The sequence below is a fragment of the Ferrovibrio sp. genome, assembly GCF_017994015.1.
Classification (GTDB): domain Bacteria; phylum Pseudomonadota; class Alphaproteobacteria; order Ferrovibrionales; family Ferrovibrionaceae; genus Ferrovibrio.
This window is the reverse complement of the sequence record NZ_JAGOLP010000004.1, coordinates 44899-70229: the sequence shown is the minus strand read 5'-3', so window position 1 is coordinate 70229 and position 25331 is coordinate 44899. Positions and strand designations below refer to the sequence as shown.

Annotated in this window: 21 protein-coding genes; 10 read left to right on the top strand and 11 right to left on the bottom strand. The window is 63.8% G+C overall.

Annotation, left to right across the window (positions count from 1 at the left end):
* The 5 genes from KBB36_RS04175 to recQ form a co-directional block, all read right to left on the bottom strand.
* Positions 1-2614 (bottom strand): calcium-binding protein (locus tag KBB36_RS04175; protein ID WP_290977299.1); only part of this gene is annotated, 2614 nt, incomplete at its 3' end.
* 367 nt (positions 2615-2981) lie between these two features.
* Entirely contained in the window at positions 2982-4388 is a 1407-nt protein-coding gene (locus KBB36_RS04170) for an HlyD family type I secretion periplasmic adaptor subunit (RefSeq protein WP_290977296.1), read from the bottom strand.
* A 30-nt stretch (positions 4389-4418) separates the two neighbouring features.
* Positions 4419-6182, bottom strand: coding sequence for a type I secretion system permease/ATPase (locus KBB36_RS04165; protein WP_290977294.1), 1764 nt, complete (start codon positions 6180-6182; stop codon positions 4419-4421).
* 200 nt (positions 6183-6382) lie between these two features.
* Positions 6383-7408 carry a lipid A deacylase LpxR family protein gene (locus tag KBB36_RS04160; protein ID WP_290977292.1) on the bottom strand — a complete coding sequence of 342 codons (1026 nt, stop codon included), beginning with the start codon at positions 7406-7408 and terminating at the stop codon, positions 6383-6385.
* An 84-nt stretch (positions 7409-7492) separates the two neighbouring features.
* Positions 7493-9325, bottom strand: a complete 1833-nt coding sequence (gene recQ, locus KBB36_RS04155) for a DNA helicase RecQ (protein ID WP_290977290.1) — start codon at positions 9323-9325, stop codon at positions 7493-7495.
* A gap of 190 nt (positions 9326-9515) precedes the next feature.
* On the opposite strand from recQ, the gene KBB36_RS04150 reads away from it, so the two are divergent.
* Positions 9516-11024: a M81 family metallopeptidase gene (locus tag KBB36_RS04150; protein WP_290977288.1), complete on the top strand. Its 1509-nt coding sequence runs from the start codon at positions 9516-9518 to the stop codon at positions 11022-11024.
* 50 nt (positions 11025-11074) lie between these two features.
* Complete coding sequence (locus tag KBB36_RS04145; protein ID WP_290977286.1) at positions 11075-11863, top strand: enoyl-CoA hydratase/isomerase family protein; 789 nt, start codon at positions 11075-11077, stop codon at positions 11861-11863.
* 14 nt (positions 11864-11877) lie between these two features.
* Here the strand turns inward: KBB36_RS04145 and KBB36_RS04140 are convergent, their stop codons facing one another.
* From KBB36_RS04140 to KBB36_RS04120, 5 genes are read right to left on the bottom strand one after another with little or no spacing between them, the layout of a single operon-like run.
* Positions 11878-13251 (bottom strand): MATE family efflux transporter, encoded by a 1374-nt coding sequence (locus KBB36_RS04140; protein ID WP_290977283.1) that lies wholly within the window; start codon positions 13249-13251, stop codon positions 11878-11880.
* On the bottom strand, positions 13248-13826 hold the full coding sequence (locus tag KBB36_RS04135; protein WP_290977280.1) for a TetR/AcrR family transcriptional regulator: 579 nt from the start codon (positions 13824-13826) through the stop codon (positions 13248-13250). Before KBB36_RS04135 ends, KBB36_RS04140 begins: the two co-directional genes overlap by 4 nt.
* A gap of 46 nt (positions 13827-13872) precedes the next feature.
* A complete protein-coding gene (locus tag KBB36_RS04130) occupies positions 13873-14010 on the bottom strand; it encodes a hypothetical protein (protein WP_290977278.1) in 138 nt (45 codons plus the stop codon).
* Positions 13994-15001 (bottom strand): cytochrome d ubiquinol oxidase subunit II, encoded by a 1008-nt coding sequence (cydB, locus tag KBB36_RS04125; protein ID WP_290977275.1) that lies wholly within the window; start codon positions 14999-15001, stop codon positions 13994-13996. Before cydB ends, KBB36_RS04130 begins: the two co-directional genes overlap by 17 nt.
* Positions 14998-16428 carry a cytochrome ubiquinol oxidase subunit I gene (locus tag KBB36_RS04120; protein WP_290977273.1) on the bottom strand — a complete coding sequence of 477 codons (1431 nt, stop codon included), beginning with the start codon at positions 16426-16428 and terminating at the stop codon, positions 14998-15000. The genes cydB and KBB36_RS04120 overlap by 4 nt, the downstream gene beginning before the upstream one ends.
* 165 nt (positions 16429-16593) lie before the next feature.
* On the opposite strand from KBB36_RS04120, the gene KBB36_RS04115 reads away from it, so the two are divergent.
* On the top strand, positions 16594-17100 hold the full coding sequence (locus tag KBB36_RS04115; protein ID WP_290977271.1) for a PAS domain-containing protein: 507 nt from the start codon (positions 16594-16596) through the stop codon (positions 17098-17100).
* Position 17101: 1 nt separating this feature from the next.
* Here the strand turns inward: KBB36_RS04115 and KBB36_RS04110 are convergent, their stop codons facing one another.
* Positions 17102-17803, bottom strand: a complete 702-nt coding sequence (locus KBB36_RS04110; protein ID WP_290977268.1) for a TetR/AcrR family transcriptional regulator — start codon at positions 17801-17803, stop codon at positions 17102-17104.
* A 171-nt stretch (positions 17804-17974) separates the two neighbouring features.
* Here KBB36_RS04110 and KBB36_RS04105 point away from each other — a divergent pair, with 171 nt between their 5' ends.
* The 7 genes from KBB36_RS04105 to KBB36_RS04075 all read left to right on the top strand — a co-directional run bounded on the left by KBB36_RS04105 (position 17975) and on the right by KBB36_RS04075 (position 25328).
* The gene (locus KBB36_RS04105; RefSeq protein ID WP_290977265.1) at positions 17975-19015 is read left to right on the top strand and encodes a thiamine pyrophosphate-dependent dehydrogenase E1 component subunit alpha; all 1041 of its coding nucleotides are present in this window, start codon (positions 17975-17977) and stop codon (positions 19013-19015) included.
* Entirely contained in the window at positions 19006-19971 is a 966-nt protein-coding gene (locus KBB36_RS04100) for a transketolase C-terminal domain-containing protein (RefSeq protein ID WP_290977262.1), read from the top strand. Before KBB36_RS04105 ends, KBB36_RS04100 begins: the two co-directional genes overlap by 10 nt.
* 120 nt (positions 19972-20091) lie before the next feature.
* Positions 20092-21147: a TRAP transporter substrate-binding protein DctP gene (gene dctP / locus KBB36_RS04095; RefSeq protein ID WP_290977260.1), complete on the top strand. Its 1056-nt coding sequence runs from the start codon at positions 20092-20094 to the stop codon at positions 21145-21147.
* 139 nt (positions 21148-21286) lie between these two features.
* Positions 21287-21775 carry a TRAP transporter small permease gene (locus KBB36_RS04090; RefSeq protein WP_290977257.1) on the top strand — a complete coding sequence of 163 codons (489 nt, stop codon included), beginning with the start codon at positions 21287-21289 and terminating at the stop codon, positions 21773-21775.
* Positions 21772-23055 carry a TRAP transporter large permease gene (locus KBB36_RS04085; RefSeq protein WP_290977254.1) on the top strand — a complete coding sequence of 428 codons (1284 nt, stop codon included), beginning with the start codon at positions 21772-21774 and terminating at the stop codon, positions 23053-23055. Before KBB36_RS04090 ends, KBB36_RS04085 begins: the two co-directional genes overlap by 4 nt.
* A gap of 1 nt (position 23056) precedes the next feature.
* Positions 23057-24217 carry an acyl-CoA dehydrogenase family protein gene (locus KBB36_RS04080; protein ID WP_290977251.1) on the top strand — a complete coding sequence of 387 codons (1161 nt, stop codon included), beginning with the start codon at positions 23057-23059 and terminating at the stop codon, positions 24215-24217.
* Between the two features lie 4 nt (positions 24218-24221).
* Entirely contained in the window at positions 24222-25328 is a 1107-nt protein-coding gene (locus KBB36_RS04075) for a CaiB/BaiF CoA-transferase family protein (RefSeq protein WP_290977248.1), read from the top strand.
* Positions 25329-25331: the final 3 nt, after the last annotated feature.

The window sequence follows — 25331 nt, the reverse complement described above, 5'->3', positions numbered from 1 at the left end:
TCGAGGGCAGCGTCGAGGCCAGGGTCACGGTGTCATTGCCGGTGCCGCCAACGATGCTTTCCGCATTCGCCACGGTGATGACATTGGCGCCATCGGCCAGGGTCAGCTTGTCGCTGCCGGCTGCCAGGTTGACATTGCCGTTGGTGACCACGGTGCTGAGGGTGACTTCGTCATCGCCCGAACCGCCGGTCAGGGTTTCAACATTGGCAATAACCGCGCCATTGCCGCCATCGGCCAGGGTCAGCTTGTCATTGCCGGCGCCGAGGTCGATTTCGGCCGAGCTGTCGACGGTGGTGCCGAGCGTGACGGTATCAGCGCCGGTGCCGCCGGTCAGGGTTTCGATATTGCTGGCGGTCAGGCTGTTGGTGGCATTGGCCAGCACAACCTTGTCGGCGCCATCGCCGAGATCCACCGAACCATTGGTGATGCCAGCATTCAGCGTCAGGTCATCGGCATCAACGCCGCCGGTGATGGTTTCGATGCCCGAAGCGGTCAGCGTGTTGCCGCCATCAGCCAGGGTCAGGCTATCGCTGCCGGTGCCGAGGTTGATCGAGCCGGCGCTGACCGTGGTGGTCAGGGTGACGGTATCGGCGCCAGTGCCGCCGGTGACAGTTTCGACATTGGCCGCGCTCAGGCTGTTGGTGCCATTGGCAAGAGTCAGGCTGTCGCTGCCATCGCCGAGGTCAATATCGCCATTGGCAATGGTCGAACCCAACGTGACGACATCCGCGCCGGTGCCGCCAACCATAGTTTCGACGTTCGAGACCGTCAGGGTGTTGCCACCATCGGCCAGGGTCAGCTTGTCGCTGCCAGCCGCCAGGTTGACATTGCCGCCCGAAACCGTGGTCGACAGGGTGACATCATCATCACCCGAGCCACCGGTCACGGTTTCCACGTTGCTCAGCACGGCGGTGTTGCCGCCATCGGCCAGGGTCAGCTTGTCCTTGCCATCGCCAAGGTCGATATCGGCCGAGCTGTCAATCGTGGTGCCCAGCGTGATGGTGTCGTTACCGGTGCCACCGGTCAGCGTCTCGATGTTGCTCGCGGTCAGGCTGTTGGTGCCATTCGCCAGTGCCAGCGAGTCGGCACCATCGTCAAGATCGATGGTGGCGTTGGTGACGGCCGCGCCATAGGTGACCACATCCGCATCGGCGCCGCCGATCACGGTTTCCACATTGGTGGCGGTCAGTTCATTGCCGCCATCCGCCAGGGTCAGCTTGTCGCTGCCGGCGCCGAGCTGGAACAGCACGCCCGACACGGTGCCCGACATCGTCAGGTCATCGTTGCCGGTGCCGCCCACCACAGTTTCAACATTGGTGATGGTCAGGCTGTTCGGGCCGTTGAACAGGTTCAGCGTGTCGGCGCCGTCGCCGAGGTCAACTTCCGCCGTCGAGGGCAGCGTCGAGGCCAGGGTCACGGTGTCAGCGCCGGTGCCGCCAACGATGCTTTCCGCATTCGCCACGGTGATGACATTGGCGCCATCAGCCAGGGTCAGCTTGTCGTTGCCAGCCGCCAGATTGACATTGCCGTTGGTGACCACGGTGCTGAGGGTGACTTCGTCATCGCCCGAACCGCCGGTCAGGGTTTCAACATTGGCAATAACCGCGCCATTGCCGCCATCGGCCAGGGTCAGCTTGTCGTTGCCGGCGCCGAGGTCAATTTCGGCCGAGCTGTCGATGGTGGTGCCGAGCGTGACGGTATCAGCGCCGGTGCCGCCGGTCAGGGTTTCGATATTGCTGGCGGTCAGGCTGTTGGTGGCATTGGCCAGCACAACCTTGTCGGCGCCATCGCCCAGATCGATCTTGCCGTTGGTGATGCCGGCATTCAGCGTCAGGTCGTCGGCATCCGTGCCGCCGGTGATGGTTTCAACGCCCGAAGCGGTCAGCGTGTTGCCACCATCAGCCAGGGTCAGGCTGTCGTTGCCGACGCCCAGATTGACCGAGCCGGCGCTGACCGTGGTGGTCAGGGTGACAGTGTCGGCACCCGTGCCGCCGGTGACAGTTTCGACATTGGCGGCGCTCAGGCTGTTGGTGCCGTTGGCCAGGGCCAGCGTGTCATCGCCATCACCGAGATCAACTTCGGCATTGGTGACAGCCCCGCCCAGGGTGATGGTGTCATTGCCGGTGCCGCCGGTCAGGGTTTCGGCGCCCGTCGCGGTCGCCGTGTTGCCGCCATCGGCGAAGGTGATCGAGTCGTTGCCGGCGCCGAGCGAAACGCTGGCGCCCGTGACTGCCGCAGTGAAGGTCAGCGCATCGGCGCCCGAACCGGAAACCACGGTTTCGATATTGGCCATCGACAGCGTGTAGCCATCGTTGCCGAGGGTCAGCTTGTCCTTGCCATCGCCGAGGTCGATGGAAGCCGAGCTGTCAATCACACCGGTGAGCGTCACCAAGTCAGCAGCGGAGCCACCAATCAGGGTCTCGACGTTGCTGGCTGTGAGCGAGTTCGCGGCGTTGCCAAGGGCGAGGCTATCGCTGCCTTCACCCAGATTGATGACCGCATTGGTCAAACCGCCGGTAACAGTGATTGTATCGGTGCCGGAACCTGTTGTGAGGGTGCTGAACCCGCTCAGGGTGGCAGAATTGTCGGTATCACCAAGGGTGATGTTCGTCATGACGCGACCTCTCCTTCTGAGATGCCCCCAACCAAGCTTCGCCTGGCATTAACGGAGCGTCAAATTCCGGGTTTTTCCCCGGTTACGCTATTCGAACTAGAGCGACTACTGCCGCCCGGGACTGGTTACTGATCCAGAAGAAGGTGTCCGCCAATTGGCCTGTTGCGCCTGAGATTGCGGGTACTCTTCTCCTGTATAATGCCTGATTACTACTCCCGGTGCAGAGCAGAGTCAATCAGGGTTTTATTACCGAAGCGTTTACAGCTACGATGAAGGGCGAAAAAAGCCACAGCCCGGGCGGATTTCCGGCAATTCGTGGCAAAAACCACACAAGCACCATAGGTTGAGTTGCGCATTTTCGGGATTCTCACTTTTCTTTGAAAGACTTACGGCTGGCTTGCAGCAGCGGTTGCAGCAGGTATTCCAAGGCCGTACGCGATCCGGTGGGGATGATTACGTCTACCGGCATACCCGGCGCGAGCTTCACACCGTCCAGCTGCGACAATTCTTTTTGATCAGCGACGACCTGAATGCTGAAGAATCCTTCGCCGGTGCGCGGATCGGTGAAACGATCCGCCGAGCGAGTCTTGATCGTGCCATGAATGATCGGGATGCCCTTCTGCTTGTAGGCCAGCAGATGCAGTTCGGTGCGCATGCCTTCATGCACGTCCTTGGCATCCTCCGGCTTGATGCGGGCCTCGATCACCATCGGCTCGCCTTCCGGCACGATTTCCAGGATACGGTCGCCGCGATTGATCACGCCGCCGACGGTAAACACGTTGAGGCCGACCACATAGCCGGTTTCGGGCGCGCGGATCGTGGTGCGTTCAACACTATCGCGCGCCGCCGTCAGTCTTTCGCCAACATCAACCAGGCGGCCCTGCACGGCATTCAGTTCGGTGGCGACTTGCGACAGGCGATCACGCTTGAGCTGTTCCATCTGCGCTTCGGCCTGGCTGACCGTGAAACGCACGCGGCCAACCGAGCCACGATATTCCGCAATCTGGCCGCCGATGGCCGCCATGGCACGCTCCAGCGCCAGCACACGGGTCTTGGGCGCATAGCCCTTTTCATACAATTCCCGCGTACCCTTCAATTCCTCATTCACCAGCGCCATCTGGCGCTCCAGCGCCGCCACCTGCGCCACCAGGCCCCGATTCTGCTCGCCGAATTGCAGCACCTGCTGGCGCAGCACATTGAACTGGGCTTCCTGGGCCACGCGCCGCGAAGTAAAAAGCTGCGCCTCGCCGCGGATCGCCTCACCCACCGAGGCATTGCCGGCACGCGCCAGCAGGTCGGCCGGAAAATCCACCACCAGCGCGCCATCGCGCTCGGCGCGCAGCCGGGCTTCCTGGGCTCGCAGAATGTCATACTGGCTTGAAAGGATTTCCACCGCCGCCTGGGCCTGCACAGTATCAAGCTGGATCATCACCTGACCCTTCTGCACCAGATCGCCTTCGCGCACCTCGATCGAGCGCACGATGCCACCATCCAGATGCTGAATGGTCTTGCGATTGCCCTCCACCCGCACCAGACCGGGCGCAATCGCGGCGCTATCCAGCGGCGCGGTGTAGAGCCACAAGCCGGAGAGGCCGAGGAAAACAAACAGCACGATCATGCCGAACCACATCGAGCCTTTGACGCCGTCATTCAGCGGCGGCTCTATCGGCATGCGGCCGCCAGGCCCCTTGCCGGTGGCCAGGGTGAGCGCGCGCGGGCGCAGCTGCACATTGTCGGGCAGATTGCGGCTGCGCGAGGCGACGGCCTTGCTCATGCCAAGCTCCCGCTCATGCTAGGCTCCCGCTCATGCCTGCCTCGCATCAATGGCCTTGGCGGCATTGCCCGCCACCGCCTGCTGCCCGGCACCGCCCTGCACCACGCGCAGCGGCGCGGTATTGGGCGCGAATTGCGCCATGATCGAAGCGGTTGGGCCCATGCGATCAACCAGGCCGTTACGCAGCACCAGGATCTTGTCCACCGTCACCAGCATGCTGGGGCGATGCGCGATGATCACCACGGTGCAGCGCTGCTGCTTGAGATGCAGCAGCACCTGGCGCAAAGCTTCCTCGCCCTGGCCGTCGAGATTGGAATTCGGCTCGTCGAGCACAACAAATTTCGGATTGCCATAGATGGCGCGGGCCAGGCCGATACGCTGGCGCTGGCCGCCGGACAGCACCGCGCCGCCCTCGCCGATATCGGTATCGTAGCCCTTCGGCAGCCGCAGGATCATGTCATGGATGCCGACGCGCCGCGTTGCTTCCACCACCGCATCGGAATCAGGCTCGCCGAAGCGGGCGATATTGTCGCGCACCGAGCCGGCAAACAGTTCGATATCCTGCGGCAGATAGCCGACATGGCGGCCAAAATCCTCGCGCTCCCAACCGAAGGCATCGGCGCCATCCAGCCGCACCACGCCGGAATAAGGCCGCCAAACGCCAACCAACAGCCGCGCCAGGGTGGACTTGCCGGCCGCCGTGGGGCCGATCACGCCCAGGCTTTCGCCCGCCGGCAGCGCGAAAGTTACACCCCGCAGGATCGCCAGTTCGGAACCCGGCGCGGCGAAGGTGACGCCTTCCACCGAAAGATGGCCTTCCGGCTCAGGCAATTGCATCTGCTGCTCGCGCATCGGCTGCGACAGCACTTCGTCCACCCGCTTGGCAGCGGCGAAGGCATTGACGATCTGGCCCCACACGCCCACCACCTGATCCACCGGCTGCACACCACGGCCGGCCAGCAGCATGCAGGCATACATCGCACCGGGGGTGATGAGCTGGTCCACTGCCAGCCAGGCGCCAACCGCCAGGATGGCGATCTGCAAACCAACGCGCAGCATGCGGATGGCGGCCATGAAACCCGAGGAACGCCGGCTGGCCGTGGCCTGGCGCAGCATGAAGGCGTTGCGCTCGCGGCGCCAGTTGCGCATCAGACCGGGCAGCATGCCCATTGCCTGCACCGCCTCGGCATTGCGCAACGAGGCTTCGGTGAGGCGATAGCTTTTCTGCGCATGGCCGGCAGCCTCGGCCATCGGCTTGGTGACAAAAATCTGGTTGGCTATGGCAAGCAGCAGCAAAAGCCCGGCGCCAGCCACAGCCGTGATGCCAAGGGCGGGATGCAGCAGGAAGCAGATGCCGAGATAAACCGGGGTCCAGACCAGATCGAGAAAGGCCAGCGTGCCGCTGCCGGTGAGCACCTGGCGCACCTGGTCGAGATCACGCAAAGCCTGGCCCTGACTGCCGCCGCTGCGCATACTGGCGCGCTCCACTTCCACCATCATCACCTTGGCGGAAAGCATGTTGTCGAGCCTGATGCCCCAGCCGATCAGGATGCGGCTGCGCACATCGTCGATCAGTGCCAGCACGCCCAGCGCCACGCCCACTGCCAGCGTAAGCATCGCCAGCGTGGCCAGACTGCCGGAAGACAGCACGCGATCAAATACCTGCATCATGTAAAGCGGCTGCGCCAGGCCGAACAGATTGATCACCAGGCTGAACAGGCCGGCCGCGGCAAAATATCCCGCACAATGCAGGAAAGCCGTTTTTATGGCGGATGGCTGGCGCGGCGGCATCATGCGAGTAACGTGGTTTCTCCGACTCTTGAATCGTCCTTTTGACGACCGGCAACGGCTCAGGCCGGCCGCAAAGTCTGATCCCCAGACTATTACGGCCAGGGCATTATCAGCATGATGAATCTTAAGGCGCAGTTAAACCCGCGCAGATATAGCTAAAACATATACTTATGCGACTCGGGCGCGACTCGGCTTAAACCGGATCAGAACCGGAACGAGACACTGAAGGCGCCAAAACGGTCGGGCTGATCCTGGCCGTCGAACTCCTGGCTGCGCATGGTATGGGTGTAAGCGAAGCGCATGCCCTGCCAGATCACCGCCACGCCGGCCTGCACATCACCCACCAGCGGGCGCTTGCTGACGCTGCGGCTGTCGGTGAACAGATTGCCATCCAGAAACATGTTGCGCGCCACGGCGCGGCCCTCGAAGCCGGCAAAGAAGTAGAAGCCGAAATCGCCCACCGGTTCAAAATAGCCCGAACCGGGCAGGCTGGGCTGCACACGCGGCGGGCCGTAATCCTTGGGCGTGTTATAGCCCAGCCGCAGCATCATGCCGGTATTGGCATAGGTGAAGGCGTTGCCCAGCGCCACGCCGGCATGCGGCGTGGCATCCAGCTTGAGGCCGAGGAAATCCGGCGCCGCGACATAACGCCAGGAACGCTGGTAGTTGAGCTGTAGCGTCGGCTCGCTCTTGAGCTGGCTGTCCCAGCCCATCGGCTCGCGCGAGCCGATCGCCTCATGCACGATCTTCTGCGACTGCTCGGCAAACGAAGCCGGGCCGACAATGCCGATGCCAAGCTGCAACTGGTCGAGATGGCTGCGGGTTTCGGAAATCACCCCCACCGTGCCATAGAGCCAGCCGGCATAGGGCCGGTCGGTGCTGGGCGGATTGACCTGGCTTATGTCACGCGGCGTGTACATGCTCTGGCCGAGTGCCAGCTCCACCCGCAAATCCTTTGTATCGCTGAAAATCGGCAGCATCCGCGCGGCATTGCCGATCCATTCCGGCTCGGCGCCGGGCGCGGTCAGCCACGACATATGCACACCATTGGTGTAATGCCGGTCTGAATTGGCAAACAGCATGTCGTTTTCCAGCACGAAGCTGAGTGTGCCGGCCTTCTGCGGTGGCGGCGGCTCGGGCACCGGTGCCGGCTTGGCCGCTTCCTGCGCCAGCACGGGCGCAGCCAGCAACGTCAGCAGCAGGGTGTGGGCAATAAGTCGACGCGGCACGGCAGGCTCACTTTGTGACATGGGTTGCCTTGCTTATAACCGGCCAATGATGGCAGCGATATGGCGAAAATCTGGTTAACTTGGTCATGCCGCCACGCTGTGGTGGCGCCGCAGCAGGTCAAGGAACAATTCGCCATAGCGTTCCAGCTTGGCGGCGCCGATGCCATGGATTTCCGCCATGCGGCCCAGGCTGTCGGGTCGTTTGCTGGCCAGTTCCAGCAATGTGCGGTCGGAAAACACCACATAGGCGGGTTGGTTCTGCTCGGTGGCAAGCTGGCGCCGCAGCGCCTTGAGATCGGCCAGCAGCGCATTGTCGGCGCCGGATAGCTCGGCCTCGGCCAGCATCGGCCGGCCGGCCTGCTTCTTCTGGCCGCGCTTGGCGCCATTGCCTTCCACCGCATCGCGGCGCAACTCCACCCGCGCCTTGCCGCGCAGCACCTGCAAACCCAGATCGGTCAGCACCCAGCGGCCATGGCCAACAATATCCAGGCCGATCAGACCGGCAGCATAAATCTGGCGGAAAATCGCCCGCCATGCTTCCACCGGGCGATCCTTGCCAACACCAAAAGTGGGCAGCCGGTCATGCTCGTAGCGCAAGATGGCATCAGTGGCATTGCCAACCAGCAGATTGACCAGATGCTCGGTGCCGAAACGCTCACCGGTGCGTGCCATGGCCGACATCGCCTTCTGCGCCTCGATGGTGCCATCCACCATCGCCACGCCTTCCTGGCACAGATCGCAATGGCCGCAGGGTTCGGCCGCCTCGCCGAAATAGGCCAGCAAAGTCTGGCGCCGGCAGCGCGGCGATTCGGCCAAGGCCACCAGGGCATTGAAACGCTGGCGCTCGATGCGCTTGCGCTCCTCCGGCGCCTCGCCCTGTTCAATTTGCAGCCGCCGCAGCCGCATGTCGTCCAGGCCATACAGGGTGAAGGTTTCCGCCGGCAGGCCGTCGCGGCCGGCGCGGCCGATCTCCTGGTAATAGGCTTCCACATTGGCCGGCAGGTCGGCATGGCAGACAAAGCGCACATCGGGCTTGTCGATGCCCATGCCGAAAGCCACTGTAGCCACCATCACCACGCCGTCTTCGCGCAGGAATGTATCCTGGTTCTCATTTCGCAGACCCTGCTCCATGCCGGCATGATAGGGCAATGTGCGATGGCCGGCGGCGGCCAGACTGTGGGCCAGTTCCTCGGTGCGTTTGCGCGAGGCGCAATAGACAATGCCGCTCATGCCGCGCCGGGCGGCAATGAAGCCGGCAATCTGGCGCGAGGCATTGTCCTTGGGCAGCATCAGCAGATGCAGATTGGGCCGATCAAACGAGCGGATAAAATTCTCCGGCTCGCGCGGGAACAGCTTTTTCACGATGTCGTTGCGGGTCGGCGCATCGGCGGTGGCGGTCAGCGCAATCGCCGGCACCTGGCCCAGCTCGGCACGCAGATTGCCGATTGAAAGATATTCCGGGCGGAAATCATGGCCCCATTGCGACACACAATGCGCTTCGTCTATCGCCAGCAGGCTGACATTGCTGCCGGCCAGCGTCGCCAGCGTGTCGGGTCTCGCCAGGCGTTCCGGCGCAACATAAAGCAGCTTGAGCCGGCCGGCACGCAGCGCCTGGTGCACGCGGCGGTTTTCATCGGCGTCATTGGCGGAATTCAGGCTGCCGGCCTCGATGCCGAAGGCGGTCAATTGCCGCACCTGGTCACGCATCAGCGCAATCAGCGGCGATACCACCACGGTGACACCCGGCCGCATGATCGCGGGCAGCTGGTAGCATAGCGACTTGCCGCTGCCGGTCGGCATCACCGCCAGCACATCTCGCCCGGCCAGCACGGCGCCGATGATTTCGGCCTGGCCGGGGCGAAAATCGGCAAAGCCGAACACGCTTTTAAGGCTGGCGCGGGCCTGCTCCAAGAACACGTCTGGCTACTCCGAATCGGTAGCCGGAAAATACCAGAAGCAAACCCAAGCGTCTGCCCTGCCGGCATTGTTTCACGTGAAACAGAAAGGGGTTATACGCCCATTTATGGGCTAATTATCCTATAATCAAATAACAATCCCCCAGAATTAGTGGCCGCGCTAAGCTGGCGCCACAAGGAGACGCTATCCCATGCAGCAGAAAACCCTGCGCCTGTTCATCGGCGGCCTGGCCACCGAGACCAATACCTTCTCGCCGCTGCCGACCGGCATGGCGGCCTTTGCCGAGGCCGGCATCTATCGCGGCGATGCCACCAAGTTGCCGCCGCGCCTGTTCACCGCGCCGCTGCATGAATGGCGCCGGCTGGCAGACGCCGAGGGGCATCAGGTGAGCGAAGGCCTGATGGCAGCGGCGCAGCCGGCCGGGCGCACGGTGCGGACGGTGTATGAAAGCCTGCGCGACGAGTTGCTGGCCGGCCTGCGTGCCGCCCTGCCGGTGGATATGGTGCTGCTCAACCTGCATGGCGCAATGGTGGCGGATGGTTATGACGATTGCGAAGGCGACCTGCTGGCGCGGGTGCGGGCGCTGATCGGCCCCGATGCCATCCTGGGCGCTGAATTGGACCTGCATTGCCACACAACTTTGGCGATGCTGGACAATGCCGATGCGCTGATCGCCTACAAGGAATATCCGCATACTGACACGCTGGACCGCGCCCGCGAGCTTTATGCTTTGTGCCGCGATGCGGCGCTGGGCCGAATCCGACCGGTGACGCGGCTAGCCGATTGCCGGCTGATCGGCGTGTTTCACACCACGCGCGAACCGGCGAAAAGTTTTGTGGCCCGCATGCAGGCGCTGGAAGGCAATGACGGCATCCTGGCGGTGAATTTTGGCCATGGCTTCGGCCTGGGCGATGTGGCCGAGGTGGGGGCGCGTATCTGGGTGATCGCCGACGCCCTGCAACCCGGCGCGGTGGCACGCGCCGAGGCGCTGGCCGGCCAGCTGGCGCAGGAAGTGTTTGCGATGCGCGAGGCTTCGCGCCCGACCAGCCTGGACGTGGCCTGCGCGCTGGACCAGGCGCTTGCGCTGGCCGCCAATGCAGACAAACCGGTGGTGCTGGCCGATAGCGCCGACAATCCCGGCGGCGGCGCGCCGGGCGATGCCACCTTCATCCTGCAAGCGCTGCTGGAGCGCCAATTGCGCGATGTGGTGAGCGGCATCTATTGGGACCCGCAGGCGGTGGCTTTGTGCCAGGCGGTGGGCATCGGTGCCCAGCTGGAGCTGCGCATCGGCGGCAAGCTGGGGCCAACCTCGGGCCAGCCGCTGGACCTGACCTGCCTGGTGCATAACATCGCCGAGAATTATGAACAGACCGATATGAGCGGCCAACGCGGTGCGCTGGGCAGCGCCGTGCATCTGGAAGTGCTGAATAACGGCGGCGGGCTGCATCTGGTGCTAGCCAGCCAGCGCAGCCAGGTATTCCATCCCGATGCCTTCACCGGGCTGGGCATCGATCTGGCGGCGATGAAAATCGTGGTGGTGAAATCGAGCCAGCATTTTTACCAGGGCTTTGCCCCCATCGCCGCCGAGGTGCTGTACGTGCAGACGCCAGGTGCGGTATTCGGCTCCGGCCCGAGCCTGAGCTACACCAAGCGCGCCCCGACCTATTGGCCGCTGGTAGCGAATCCCTGGAAGGATTGACCCTGCCCCGGGCATCAGGAAAGCTGCCGCCGGAAAAGCAGGAGGAAAAAATGAGCGAGAACGGCGCAGAAGCAGTGATCCTGGAACGCCATGGCGCAGTGGCCCTGCTGCGGCTGAATGAACCCAAGGCGATGAATGCGCTGTCAGCCACAATCAAGGCCGGGTTGACGCAGCATTTGCCCGGCCTGCTGGATGACGCGGCGGTGCGCGCCATCGTCATCACTGGCAGCGGCCGCGCCTTCTGTGCCGGCGGCGATATCCGCAGCATGGATGATCGCGGCGCGCTGGCCACCCAGCAGCGCATGCAGGCGAATTACCGCTGGCTGCTGCCGCTGCTCAACGCACGCAAGCCGGTGATCACAGCCGTGAACGGCGCCGCCGCCGGCGCCGGTTTCGCCCTGGCCTTGTGCGGCGATTATGTGCTGGTGGCGGCGGATGCCAAATTCCGCGCCGGCTTTTTTGGCATCGGCGCGGTGCCTGATCTGAGCCTGGCTTACACGTTGCCGCGCGCCGTGGGCATGCTGCGGGCCAAGGATATCCTGTTTTCCAACCGCGATATCGATGCCGAGGAAGCCCTGCGCATCGGCCTGGCCAGCCGCGTGCTGGCGCCCGACAGGCTGCTCGACGCGGCGCTGGAACAGGCCACGGCCTTGGCTGCCGGCCCCACGATCACCTATGGGCTGGCCAAACATCTGCTGCAACGCGCCTACAGCCTGCCGCTGGAAGCCTTTCTCGATGCCGAGGCGGCGGCCCAAGCGACGGCTTTTGGCAGCGCCGATTTTGCCGAGGGTGTGGCCGCCTTCCGCGCCAAGCGCAAGCCGGATTTCACTGGCGGCTGATCACTGGCAGCTAATCAGGCTTTGCCCCAGCGGGTGAAATACACCGCGCCGGCCGTGGCAAAGCCATAAAGCGCCATGGCTGCGCCGGCCAGGGCAAACAGGGTCCAGAGCGGCGCGGCGATGCTGGTGAGCCACCAGCCGCCGATCATCACCAGCAGCAGCCGGGCGCTGGCCGCCAGCACCGGGCCGACAATACGCCCGGCGCCCTGCGAGGCGAAATACAGGCACAGCCCGGCACCAAACAGCGCAAAGCCCGGCCCGGCCGCCACCAGATATTGCCGCGCCACATCCAGCACCGCCGCATCGCGGGTGAACAGCCCAGCCCACAGATCCGGTGCCACCACCACCACCAGGCCGATCAGGCCCAGCGCCAGGGCGGCCACACCGCCGGCGGTCCAGGCCACCCGGCGTGCGCGCGCCACCAGCCCGGCGCCAATCGCCATGCCCACCATCGGCACGCTAGCCACGCCGACCGAGAAGGCGATCGGCACCAGCAGGAATTCCAGCCGCGCGCCGATGCCGTAGCCGGCCAGAGCCTCGGTGCCGAAACGCGCCACCAGGCCGGTGAAAACCAGCACCGTGGCCACGGTCTGCAACGGCGACAGGCAGGCAATGGCACCCACTTTCAGAATATCCATGAACATGCCGCGCTGAAACTTGGTGCCACGAAAGCGCAGCAGCAGCCGGGCACGGCCGGACCGCAGGAACCACAGCAAGACCAGCGCGCCGCCGCCAAAAGCGAGCAACTGGCCCAGCGCCAAACCAACCATGCCGAGGCGCGGCAACGGCCCCAAGCCAAGCCCGAGGCAGCCGCCGATCACCACCTGGGCGCCGGCCACCAGCAGGCCAAGCAGCGATGGCACATTCATGTTGCCGGTGCCGCGCAGCACCGATGACAACGTGTTGAACATCCAGATGCAGATCGCGCCGATGAACAAGGTGTTGGAATAAACCACGGCCTGCGCCAGTGCTTCGCCGCGGCCACCCAGCAGGGCATAGATCGCCGGGCCGAGGCTGAGGAAAAACAGCGTGAACACGGCAGCGGCAATGCCGGCAATGGCGATGGCATGCAAAGCCAGCGCATTGGCGCGGTTTATATCACCGGCACCGATGGCACGGCTGATCGCCGAGGATACGCCGCCGCCCATGGCGCCGGCCGACATCATCTGCATCAGCATCGCCATCGGGAAAACCAGCGCCATCGCCGCCAGCGGCGCCACGCCGAGCAGGCCGACATAGGTGGTTTCCGCCACCGCCGCTAATGCCGTGGCCAGCATCGCCACCGTGGTGGGGATGGTGAGGCGCAGCAATGTGGGCAGGATAGCGCCACCAAGCAGGGTTTCACGATGGCTTGCCGCAGCGCTGGCGGGGCTGGCAGCCAGGCTCATGGCTGCACCAGGTCTTGGCTTGTGGCGGCCAGGATGGCATCCGACAAAGCCGGGTCGCTGACCGCGCGGGCCAGGGCCACCGCCCCCACCATCTGGGCCAGGATCGCCATGGCGCGCTTATCCGGTTCAGGCTCATCCGCCGGCAGGCGGGCGGCGATGCGGCCGATCATGGCGGCGGCGCCGGCATCAAAAGCGGCGCGGGCCGGGGCGCTGGCATGGCGGATATCATTGGTCAGCGTGGTGAGCGGGCAGCCCTGGCCGGCATCGTCGCGGTGGCGCGGCGAAACATATTCCGTGATCCATTGCGCCAGTGTATCGCTGGCCGGATCGCGTTCGGCCCGGGCCGCTTTGCGCGCCCGGGTGGTGGCAAACATCCAATCGATGGCCGCCGCTACCATATCGTCCTTGGAGGTGAAATGGGCGTAGAAGCCGCCATGAGTCAGGCCGGCTTCGCGCATGATTTCCAACACCCCGACCCGGGTGGGCCCCTGCTCGCGGATGGCGCGGGCGGCAGCGGCCAGCACCTTTTCGCGGGTTTCCTGTTTGCGGCTGGTGGCTTTTGGCTGGCTGTTCATACGGCACAATATGATGATGATCATCATAAAGGCAAGCGTGAGAAAGTTACGGCCGCAGCAACCATTTCAGGGCAAAACCGACCAGAGCCACGCTGGCTACACCGCCAGCCCAGAGCGCCACGAACCACAGCAGGCGCCGCGCCAGCGGTGCTTCGCCGGCTTTTGAATCAGTGGTAGCCGGCATTCTTATCCACCTTGCCGCGAAACACCCAATAGGCATAGGCCGTGTAGCCCAGGATTACCGGCAGCAGGATGACCGCCCCCACCAGCAGGAAACCCAGGCTGGCATCGGGCGCCGCTGCCTGCCAGATGGTGATATCCGGCGGCACCATCAGCGGCCAGAAGCTGATGCCAAGGCCGAGATAGGACAGCACAAACAACGCCAATGCCGCCAGAAATGGCTGTTTTTCGCGGCGCTTATCCTGCAAGCCGCGCCACAAGGCCCAGGCAGCGGCCAACACCAGCAGCGGCATCGGCGCGGTGAGCGCCAGGCCGGGCCAGTGGAACCAGCGGGCAAAAAAGCGTGGATCGAGAAACGGTGTCCACAGGCTGACCAGGCCGATCATGACCACCAGCCCCAGCGCCAGGCGGCGCGCCAGGCTGTAGCAGCGCGCCTGAATCTCGCTATCCGTCTTGATGATCAGCCAGCAGGCGCCGAGCAGGCTGTAGCCCAGCACCAGCGCCAGCCCGGTGGCGAGGCTGAACGGGGTGAGCCAATCCCACCAGCCGCCAGCATAGGCGCGGCCCGATACCTTGATACCCTGGATCAGGCCGCCGAGCGCGATGCCCTGCGTGAAGGCGGCGATATAGGAACCCACCGCGAAGCTCCAGTCCCACACGGCTTTCCAGCGTGTGGTGCGCCAGCGGAATTCAAACGCCACGCCGCGGAAGATCAGGCCCAGCAACATCAGCGTGAGTGGTGCATACAGCGCCGGCAGCACGATGGAATAAGCCAGCGGAAACGCCGCCAGCAGGCCGCCACCGCCCAGGATCAGCCAGGTTTCGTTGCCATCCCAGACCGGGGCGACGGAATTCATCAGCGTGTCGCGCTCGGCTTCGCGCTTGAACAATGGAAACAGCATACCGACGCCAAGATCAAAGCCATCCAGGATCACATAGGCCAGGATGGCCACGGCGATCAGCCCGGCCCAGATCAGCGGCAGATCGAGACTCATGGCCGGCCTCCCTGTATTTCGGCTTGTTTGCCGTCGCTGAGCAGATCCACCACCGGCGCGCTGCCGGCGCTGCGCAACGGCGCTTCCACTGCCGGCTCATGCAGCATCTCCGGCCCCGGCTGCTTGGCCATCAGCCGCAGCAAGTAGAAGATGCCGGCACCAAAGACGATGAAATACACCACCACAAAGGCAACCAGCGAGGCAGCCACGCCGGGCAGGGCGATGGGCGAAACGGAATCCGCCGTGCGCAGCAGGCCATAGATGGTATAGGGCTGGCGCCCGACTTCGGTGGTGACCCAGCCGGCCAGCACGGCAACAAAGCCGCTTGGCCCCATCACCAGGGCACAACGATGCAGCCAGGGTGCCGCATAAAGCCGCCCGCGCCAGCGCCACAGCAGCGTGACCGCGCCGAGCAGTGCCATCAGCAGGCCGATACCGACCATGATGCGGAAACTCCAGAACACCACAGCGGTGGGCGGCCAATCCTCACGTGGGAAGGCCTTCAGGCCCTTCACCTCACCCTCCCAGTCATGCGTCAGGATCAGGCTGCCCAGCTTGGGGATGGCGATAGCGTATTTGGTTTCCGCCGCCTTGTTATCAGGCCAGCCGAACAGGATCAGCGGTGCGCCCCGGTGGGTTTCGTAATGCCCTTCCATTGCCGCCACCTTGGCCGGCTGGTGCTGCAATGTGTTGAGGCCGTGGAAATCGCCGGCCACGATCTGCACCGGCGCCACGATGGCCGCCATCCACATCGCCATCGAGAACATCACCCGCGCGGCGGCATTGCCGCTATCGCGCAGGAGATGCCAGGCACCAACCGCGCCAACCACAAAGGCAGTGGTGAGATAGGCCGCCAGCACCATATGCACCAGGCGATAGGGGAAGGACGGATTGAAGATCACCGCAAACCAGTCTGCCGGCACAAACTGGCCATTCGGTGCAATGGCATAGCCGGCCGGGGTCTGCATCCAGCTATTCACCGCCAGAATCCAGAAAGCCGAGAGGAATGTGCCAAACGCTACCATCAGCGTGGCAGTGAAATGCAGCCGCTTGCCGACCCGGTTCATGCCGAACAGCATCACGCCCAGGAAGCCGGCTTCGAGGAAAAATGCCGATAGCACCTCATAGCCCATCAGCGGGCCAATGATCGGGCCGGCCTTGTCGGAAAACACCGACCAGTTGGTGCCGAACTGGTAGCTCATCACCAGACCGGAGACGACGCCCATGCCGAAGCTGACGGCAAAAATCTTGAGCCAGAAGCGGAAGACCTGGAGATAGACCTCGCGGCCGGTCCACAGCCACAGCCCTTCCAGCACGGCAAGGTAACTCGCCAGGCCGATGGTGAAGGCTGGAAACACGATATGGAAGGCAACCGTGAAGGCAAATTGCGCCCGGGCCAGAAACACGGCATCGAGGAGCAGGTCCATCTTCCACCCGAAGTGTTGCTGCGAATGGGCTGAATTTCACATATTCCAGCCGTCATAGCCATCCGGCAATTTGCCGCGTGGCGGATTGCCGCAAGCATAACGCTAAGTCGAATTATCGATTCGACAGCCTACGCAGTGCGTTGTATAGCGGGCCATAGCCACGCCATGACCAGCATCGACAACACAACATTCCCGATTGAGGCCGCCGAGGCGCTTGCGCCTTATGGCGCCGATCATGTGGCGTTGTTCCAATATTGGCAGCTGCTGCGCGATGCCGCCGGCGGCCTGCCGCCCTGGCGCAGCTTTGATCCAATCCAGGTGCCGCAGCATCTGGCCTGCCTGTGGGTGGTGGAAGTGCACGAGGCGCCGCGACGCCTGCGCTACCGGCTGGTTGGCACCCGCATCGTCGCCTCGTTTGGCCATGAGACAACAGGCAAGTGGTTTGACGAAATCTGGCCGCATCTGGCCGGGCAGCCGGATTATACCCAGCGCTATACCGATGCGATTGCTCAGGTGCGGCCGAATTTCCGGCGCGGCAAGCCGCGCATGATCGCACAACGCGACTGGGCCCGGATCGAAAACCTGTTCCTGCCGTTTCAGCATCCGGGCCTCGGCGGCATCATCGCCGCCTATTCGCATCTCTACGACCAGGATGGCCGCCGGATATATTGAGTTATTTGCGCTTTGGCTTACGTGCCGGCAACACCGGCTCGGCGCCCAGCGTCAGATCAGGAAAAGCGCCGGCACCGCGCAGCATCGCCACCAGCAGCTTTCCCAATTGCGCCACCGGCAGGCCCTGGCCGGGGCGATACCAGGTCGGCAGCCAGTTCAGGGCGCCAAGGTAATGCAGCCGGAACACGGCCGGCGGAATGCTGGGCGGCAGGTCAAGATCGGCCACCAATTGCTTAATGAGGATTTCGTATTTATCGCGCTGGGCAATCAGCTCCGGCTTGATCTTGGCCATCGAGGGCGAGAAATGCTGCGTCACGATGGCGCCCAGATCCGAGCCGCCCAGCATGGTTTCGCAATGCGCCGCCGCCGCCGCTTCCAGCCGCAGCCAGGGATCGTCCAAGCCGGCCATGGCGCGGCGCACCGCCTTCTCGATCAGATCCATGCCGGTGCCATGCACCGCCACGAATAATTCTTCCTTGGAAGCGAAATGGTAATACAGCGAACCGGCCATGATGCCGGAGGCTGCCGCAATGTCGCGCATCGAGGTGCCGTCAAAACCCTGCTTGACGAATTGTTTGGCGGCTTCGGTGATGATGATGCGGCGGCGCGCCAGGGCGCGGCTTTCGCCGCCCGGCTCAGCCTCGGCCGCCACAGCCAGGGCCGGGCTTTGCACTTTGGCCGCTGCCCGCTTGGTATTGCTCACAATGGCTTCCTTCCAAACCCTGGCGAAAGTCGGGCAGTTTCCTTAGGGCATACCTACCATATGAGAATATTCTTACAACCGTTCGTTTGAACAGCCGGCGCCATTGAACCGATGCCCCGGGCTTTGCTATCAACAACGGCCCCAGCAAATAGAAAACCGGGAACCGGCGCTTTGACCCAGACCATTCCAGCCACCGCCAGCAATATTGCGCTGCCCACCCTGGTGGCGCTGTATCGCACCATGTGCCGTATCCGCGCCTTCGAAGATGCCGCCGAAGCCGCCAGCAAGGGCGGCGTTGCCGCTTTTGGCCAGGCCGCCGCCGGCACCGCCCAGGTGCGCGGCCCGCTGCACCTTTCCACCGGCCAGGAAGCCGTGCCGGCCGGGGTTTGCGCCCATCTCAAGCCGGCGGATTACTTGACCTCGACGCATCGCGGCCATGGCCACACATTGGCCAAGGGCGCCGATCTGGCCGGCATGATGCATGAGCTGTTTGGCCGCGCCAGCGGCTTCTGCGGCGGCCGTGGCGGCTCAATGCATATCGCCGACTTCTCGGTTGGCATGCTGGGCGCCAATGGTGTGGTGGCAGCCGGCATCCCGATTGCCGTGGGCGCCGCGCAATCAATCAAGATCCGCAAGCAGGATGCCATTGCGGTCACCTTCTTTGGCGATGGCGCGATCAATCGCGGCCCGTTTGCCGAAAGCCTGAACTGGGCTGCCGCCTTCAAGCTGCCGATCCTGTTCGTGTGTGAAGACAATCAATGGTCGGCCACCACCAAGACCGGGCCGATGTCGGCCGGCGAAGGTGCTGCGGCCCGCGCCCGCGCCCATGGCATCCCGGCCGAAATGGTGGATGGCAATGATGCCTGGGCGGTGCATGAAGCCGCCAAGCAGCTGATTGCCGATATCCGTGCCGGCAAGGGTCCGCGCCTGCTGCATGCCAAGACCTATCGCTTCAAGGGCCATGTCTCGGTGGACCCGGCAAGCTATCGCGACCCGGCTGAATTGCAGGCGGCGCTCGGCAACGACCCGTTCCTGATCGCCCGGCGCCAGATGCTGGCCGGCGGCATGAACGATGCCGCCATTGATGCCATTCTGGCCGAAGCGCGCCAGGAAGTGGAAGCCGCGCTGGCCAGTGCGGCGGCGGCACCCTGGCCGGAGCTCGAGGCCGCCTATACGCAGATTCAGGATACGGGGGCCGGGCAATGGCTGTGATGACTTATGCCGGCGCCGCCGTGGCGGCCTTGGGCGACACAATGCGCAGTGACCCCACCGTGGTGGCCTTGGGCGAGGATATCGGTCGTGGCGGCATCTTCGGCCAGTATCGCGGCTTGCAGCAGGAATTTGGCACCGAGCGGGTGATGGACACGCCGATCTCGGAAGCCACCATTGTCGGCGCCGCCGTGGGCATGGCGCTGACCGGGCTGAAGCCGGTGGTGGAAATGCGCGTGGTGGATTTTGCCCTCTGCGCCATGGATGAGATTGTCAACCAGGCGGCCAAGAATCGCTTCATGTTTGGCGGCCAGGGCCGCGTGCCGGCGGTGATCCGCATGCCCATCGGCATCTGGAGCGCCTCGGCGGCGCAGCATTCGCAATCGCTGGAAAGCTGGTTCGCCCATGTGCCGGGCCTCGTGGTGCTGGCGCCGGCCACGGCACAGGATAATTACAGCCTGCTCAAAGCCGCCATCGCCTGCGGCGATCCGGTGACGTATTTTGAGCATAAGGAACTCTGGGGTATGGAAGGCGAGGTCGACACGGCCATGCCGGCCGAGATCGGCAAGGCGGCAATCCGCCGCCCGGGCCGCGACCTGACCATCGTGACCTGGAGCCGCGCCGTACATTGGTCATTGGAAGCTGCCGCGACATTGGCCGCAGAGGGCATTGAGGCCGAGGTGATCGACCTGCGCAGCCTGTGGCCATGGGACCGCGCCGCCGTGCTGGCTTCCGCCGCCCGCACCGGCCATGTGCTGATTGCGCATGAAGCCGTGCAGGTGGCCGGCTTTGGCGCCGAAATCGCCGCCACCCTGGCCGAGGAGAGCGAGGCGCGGGTGAGCCGGCTGGGTGGCCTGCGCCTGCCGGTGGGCTATGCGCCGAAGCTGGAAGCCGAGGTGCGGGTGACGCCGGCGCGTATCGCCGAACGCGCCCGGGCCCTGCTCAAGCGTGGCAAATAGGGCGCAAGGGGCTGGAATTGCCGCAGAAGCTGTGCAAAGTTTAGGGCAATCATTTGTAAACATTTGAACTGGAAGGACTGAACCTTCCGCTGTGTATCTGGGAAACGGAGGAAATACCCGATGAATCGTCGTACCCTGCTCAAGGCGGGCGTTGCCAGCTTTGGCCTCGTTGCCGCCCCTGCTCTGATCGGTCTGCGCCAAGCCTGGGCACAAGCCGGCTACAAGGCCGAATACAAACTCTCCACCGTGGTCGGCCTGCCCTTCCCCTGGGGCCAGGGTGGCGAAATCCTTGGCAACCTGGTGCGTGAGCGCACCGAGGGCCGCATCAACATCAAGATGTATCCGGGTGCGTCGCTGGTCAGCGGCGATCAGACCCGCGAATTCAACGCCATGCGCCAGGGCGTGATCGACCTCGCCATCGGCTCGACTATCAACTGGTCGCCGCAGCTCAAGCAGCTCAACCTGTTCTCAATGCCGTTCCTGGCGCAGGACCATGCCGGCCTGGATGCCCTGGTGCAGGGCCCGATCGGCAAGCAGATGATGGACCTGGTGGAGAAGGCCGGCGTGGTGCCGCTGGCCTGGGGCGAGAACGGCTTCCGCGAAGTGACCAATTCGAAGCGCGAAATCCGCACCCCGGCCGATATGAAGGGCCTCAAGTTCCGCGTTGTCGGCTCGCCGATCTTCAACGACACCTTCACCGCCCTGGGCGCCAATCCGACCCAGATGAGCTGGGCCGATGCCCAGCCGGCGCTGGCTTCCGGCGCCGTGGAAGGCCAGGAAAACCCGCTGCACATCTTCACCGCCGCCAAGCTGCATAACCTGGCGCAGAAGTTTGTCACCCGCTGGGGCTATGTTGCCGATCCGCTGATCTTTGCCGCCAACAAGGATGTGTTCAATTCCTGGTCGGCCAAGGACCGCGACATCGTGCGCCAGGCAGCCATGGATGCCGGCAAGCAGGAAATCGCCATCGCCCGCAAGGGCCTGGTGCAGGGCGACCTCGCCCTGGTGAATGAAGTAAAGGGCCTCGGCGTTACCGTCACCGAACTGAGCGCGGCCGAAAAGGATGCGTTCAAGGCGGCGGTGAAGCCGGCCTATGAGAAGTGGACCAAGGAAATCGGCGCCGATCTGGTGAAGCAGGCCGAAGCCGCCGTGGCGGCTTCGCGCAAGAAGGCCTGATCCGGCCACACGGCCCGATAACGCAAGCGGCAAAGGCCGGGTTTATCCCGGCCTTTGTTTATCCGGGGAGTGCGTAAAGCCAACGTAAAGCCCCAGCGTAGACCTAGCGTGTGAGGAGGCATCGCGGATGTCGACATCGATGAAACCGCAACCCGGCCCGGCGGCCCCAACCGCCGAAAAGCTGCGCTGGGAAGACTGGCTTGCCGGCTTCTCGCTAGGCCTGCTTGCCCTGATCACTTTCGCTAATGTGCTGGCGCGCTATTTCACCGACCAGTCCTTTGCCTGGACCGAGGAAATCTCCACCGGGCTGATGGTGATCCTGACCATGGCGGCAGCAAGTGCAGCCGTGATCCGCGATCGACATATCCGGATCGAGATCTTCTTTCTGACCGGATCAGCTGAACGGCGCCACTTTCTGGCGCAATGCTCTGCCCTGGCGAGCGCGCTGGCTTTTGCCATTCTGACTGGCCTGGGCAGTCGTTTTGCTTACGATGATTACCGCTTTGAAGTCACCTCACCCGGCATTGGCCTACCGCAATGGTGGTACAGTATCTGGCTGCCGGTTCTCGGATTGGCGCTTACCTTGCGGGCAGTTCAGCAATTCCTCAAAGTGCGGCGGCAGGCATGATCGCGTTCAGCATCTTCCTGGTTTTTGGCATCCTGATGCTGATGGGCGTTCCCATCGGCGTTGCCCTGCTGCTCGGCGGCGCCATCGGCATCGGCTTTGCCGATCTCGGCATGATGTCGATTCCCAACAACTTCTTTCCCAGCCTGGCGAAATATCCGCTATTGGCCTTGCCGATGTTCATCCTGGTCGGTGTCATCTTTGATCGCTCTGGCGTGGCGCAACGGCTGGTAAATTTTGCCACTGCCTTGGTCGGGCGTGGCCCCGGCATGCTGCCGGTGGTGGCGATCAGTGTGGCCATGCTGCTTGGCGGCATTTCCGGCTCCGGCCCGGCCACCGCCGCTGCCGTGGGCAGTGTGATGCTGGTGGCGATGGCTCGTGCCGGCTATCCGCCGGCTTTCTCTGCCAGCGTGATCGGCTCATCTGCGGCGGTGGATATCATCATCCCCCCCTCGATAGCCTTTATCGTTTATTCCGTGCTGGTGCCGGGCGCTTCGGTGCCGGCTTTGTTTGCCGCCGGTATCATCCCGGGCATTCTGACCGGTTTGGCACTTATGGTGCCCGCTGTCTGGCTGTCGCGCAAATATGGCTTCGGTGCCAGCGAAAAGAACCAGCCGCGCCCGCCCTTCTGGCGTTCGCTGTATGAAGCAAGCTGGGGCCTGGTGGCGCCGATCCTGATCCTGGGCGGCATGCGCGCTGGTTGGTTCACCCCCACCGAGGCCGCCGTGGTGGCAGTGTTCTACGGCCTGTTCGTCGGCATGGTGATCCATCGCACCATCCGGATACGCGATATCGGTTCGATCCTGGTGGAAGCGGCCGAAACCTCGGGCATCGTCATGGTGGTGCTGGGCCTGGCCAGTGTGTTCGCCTATGCAGTCTCAACGCTTGGCATCATCGATCCGCTGGCCAAGCTGGTGACCGCTTCCGGCTTCGGCTCCTATGCCACCCTGACCGTTATCGTTGTGGTGCTGTTGCTCGTTGGCATGGTGCTGGATGGCGTGTCGATCTTCCTGATTTTTGTTCCACTGCTGCTGCCGATCATGCGTGGCTTCGGCTGGGACCCAGTCTGGTTCGGCGTGCTGCTCACCTATATGGTGGCTATCGGACAATTCACCCCGCCGATGGCGGTCAACCTGATGGTGGCAGCCAGGTTGGCACGTGTGCCGATTGAACAGACCGTGCGCTGGGTGATCTGGTTTGTGCTTGCCATGCTGATCCTGCTGGTGGCACTGATCGCCTTCCCGGATATCGTCACCTGGCTGCCGAAGTCACTGGGGTATTAAGATGCGCCAGCCAACTGAAAGCTTCCCCGAAATCCGCGACGAGATCCGCAAGCTCTGCGCCCGCTTCCCCGGTGAATACTGGCGCAAGCTGGATCGCGAGATGGCCTATCCGAAGGAATTCGTGCAGGCTTTGGGCGAAGCCGGCTATCTGGCGGCGCTGATCCCGGAGGAATATGGCGGCGCCGGCCTGCCGCTTTCGGCGGCGGCGGCAATCCTGGAGGAAATGCAGCGTTCCGGCAGCAACGGCGCCGCCTGCCACGCCCAGATGTATATCATGGGCGCGCTATTGCGGCATGGCAGCGCGGCGCAGAAGGCGCAGTATCTGCCGCGCATCGCCAGCGGCGAGTTGCGCTTGCAGGCATTTGGCGTCACCGAGCCGGGCAGCGGCACCGACACCACCTCGCTCAGCACCTTCGCCGAGCGCCAGGGCGACCACTACGTGGTGAACGGCCAGAAAATCTGGACCTCGCGGGCGGAATATTCCGACCTGATGCTGCTGCTGGCACGCACCACGCCGAAGGACAAGGTGGCAAAGCGCACCGAGGGCCTGTCGGTCTTTATCCTGGACATGCAGCAGGCCCGCCAGGCCGGGCTGACCATCCGCCCGATCCGCACCATGATGAACCATTCCACCACGGAAGTGTTCTTCGACAATGTGCGCGTACCGGCGGAGAACCTGATCGGCGAGGAAGGCAAGGGCTTCCGCTACATCCTCTCCGGCATGAATGCCGAACGCATCCTGATTGCTGCCGAATGTATCGGTGATGCCAAATGGTTCATCGAGAAAGCCAGCGCCTATGCCAAGGAGCGCGTGGTATTCGGCCGCAAGATCGGCCAGAACCAGGGTATCCAGTTCCCCATCGCGCGCGCCTATGCGCAGATGCGTGCTGCCGAACTGATGTGCCACAAGGCGGCGGAATTGTTCGAGGCCGGCGCGGATTGCGGCGCCGAGGCCAATATGGCGAAGATGCTGGCCGCCGAAGCTTCCTGGGCCGCCGCCGAAGCCTGCGTGCAGACCCATGGCGGCTTCGGTTTTGCCGAGGAATTTGATATCGAGCGCAAATTCCGCGAGACAAGGCTGTATCAGGTGGCGCCGATCTCCACCAACCTGATCCTCAGTTTCCTGGCCGAGCATGTGCTTGGCATGCCGCGTTCGTATTGACACCATGGGTGCGCTGGACGGCCTGCTGGTTGTAGCCATCGAACAGGCGGTGGCGGCGCCGGTCTGCACGCTGAGGCTGGCCGATGGCGGCGCCCGGGTGGTGAAGATCGAACGCGCCGAGGGCGAGACGGCGCGGCATTACGACAAGGCGGTGCAAGGCACCAGCGCCTATTTCGCCTGGCTCAATCGCGGCAAGCAGAGCGCCGTGCTCGATCTCAAGGCCGCCGATGATCTAGGCATACTGCGCCGCATGCTGCTGAAGGCCGATGTGTTTGTGCAGAATCTGGCGCCCGGCGCTGCCGCCCGGCTTGGGCTGGGTGCCGCCGATCTGCACCCGCATAATCCCGGCCTGATCCTGGTGGATATCCTGGGTTATGGCCAGGACACGGCCTATCGCGCCATGCGCGCCTACGACATGCTGGTGCAGGCGGAAAGCGGCCTCTGCGCCGTCACCGGCACGCCGGATGTGCCGTCCAAGGTCGGCGTCAGCGTGGCCGATATCGCGACCGGCATGCAGGCCCATGCGCTGATCCTGGAAGCCCTGATCGAACGCAGCCGCAGCGGGCGCGGCAAGCAGATCGAAGTGGCGATGTTTGACACCATGGCCGACTGGATGAGCGTGCCGCTGCTGCATCTGGAAGCAGCCGGGCGCGAGACGCATCGTCATGGCCTGGCGCATGCCTCGATATATCCCTACCGGCCTTACGCCTGCCAGGATGGCCAGATTGTCATCGCCATCCAGAATCCGGCCGAATGGGCACGGCTTTGCGCCGCCCTGGCGCGACCGGACCTGACCGATGATGCCCGCTTTGCCGATAATGCCGCGCGCGTGGCCAATCGCGCCGCGCTGGATGCCGAGATCGCGCCGGTTTTTGCCGCCGAAACGCGCCAGCAGATGATCACCCGCCTGGAAGCGGCACAGATTGCCTGGGGCAATGTGTCAACCGTGGCCGATCTGTCGCAGCATCCGGCTTTGCGCCGTGCCGAGGTGACATTGCCCAATGGCGAGGCAGTGGCAATTCCGCGCCCGGCCGGCCGCCAGCAGATTGCGCAAGGCGCAGTGCCGGCCTTGGGCCAGCATACCGACATGATCCGTGCGGAATTTGCCTGAAGC

Bases quoted from the DNA above. Each gene is read 5' to 3' on its own strand.
- KBB36_RS04170 (WP_290977296.1), bottom strand. From the start codon at position 4,388: ATGAGCAAGGCCGTCGCCTCGCGCAGCCGCAATCTGCCCGACAATGTG.
- KBB36_RS04165 (WP_290977294.1), bottom strand. From the start codon at position 6,182: ATGATGCCGCCGCGCCAGCCATCCGCCATAAAAACGGCTTTCCTGCAT.
- KBB36_RS04150 (WP_290977288.1), top strand. From the start codon at position 9,516: ATGCAGCAGAAAACCCTGCGCCTGTTCATCGGCGGCCTGGCCACCGAG.
- KBB36_RS04145 (WP_290977286.1), top strand. From the start codon at position 11,075: ATGAGCGAGAACGGCGCAGAAGCAGTGATCCTGGAACGCCATGGCGCA.
- KBB36_RS04140 (WP_290977283.1), bottom strand. From the start codon at position 13,251: ATGAGCCTGGCTGCCAGCCCCGCCAGCGCTGCGGCAAGCCATCGTGAA.
- KBB36_RS04135 (WP_290977280.1), bottom strand. From the start codon at position 13,826: ATGAACAGCCAGCCAAAAGCCACCAGCCGCAAACAGGAAACCCGCGAA.
- KBB36_RS04130 (WP_290977278.1), bottom strand. From the start codon at position 14,010: ATGCCGGCTACCACTGATTCAAAAGCCGGCGAAGCACCGCTGGCGCGG.
- cydB (WP_290977275.1), bottom strand. From the start codon at position 15,001: ATGAGTCTCGATCTGCCGCTGATCTGGGCCGGGCTGATCGCCGTGGCC.
- KBB36_RS04120 (WP_290977273.1), bottom strand. From the start codon at position 16,428: ATGGACCTGCTCCTCGATGCCGTGTTTCTGGCCCGGGCGCAATTTGCC.
- KBB36_RS04115 (WP_290977271.1), top strand. From the start codon at position 16,594: ATGACCAGCATCGACAACACAACATTCCCGATTGAGGCCGCCGAGGCG.
- KBB36_RS04100 (WP_290977262.1), top strand. From the start codon at position 19,006: ATGGCTGTGATGACTTATGCCGGCGCCGCCGTGGCGGCCTTGGGCGAC.
- dctP (WP_290977260.1), top strand. From the start codon at position 20,092: ATGAATCGTCGTACCCTGCTCAAGGCGGGCGTTGCCAGCTTTGGCCTC.
- KBB36_RS04090 (WP_290977257.1), top strand. From the start codon at position 21,287: ATGAAACCGCAACCCGGCCCGGCGGCCCCAACCGCCGAAAAGCTGCGC.
- KBB36_RS04085 (WP_290977254.1), top strand. From the start codon at position 21,772: ATGATCGCGTTCAGCATCTTCCTGGTTTTTGGCATCCTGATGCTGATG.
- KBB36_RS04080 (WP_290977251.1), top strand. From the start codon at position 23,057: ATGCGCCAGCCAACTGAAAGCTTCCCCGAAATCCGCGACGAGATCCGC.
- KBB36_RS04075 (WP_290977248.1), top strand. From the start codon at position 24,222: ATGGGTGCGCTGGACGGCCTGCTGGTTGTAGCCATCGAACAGGCGGTG.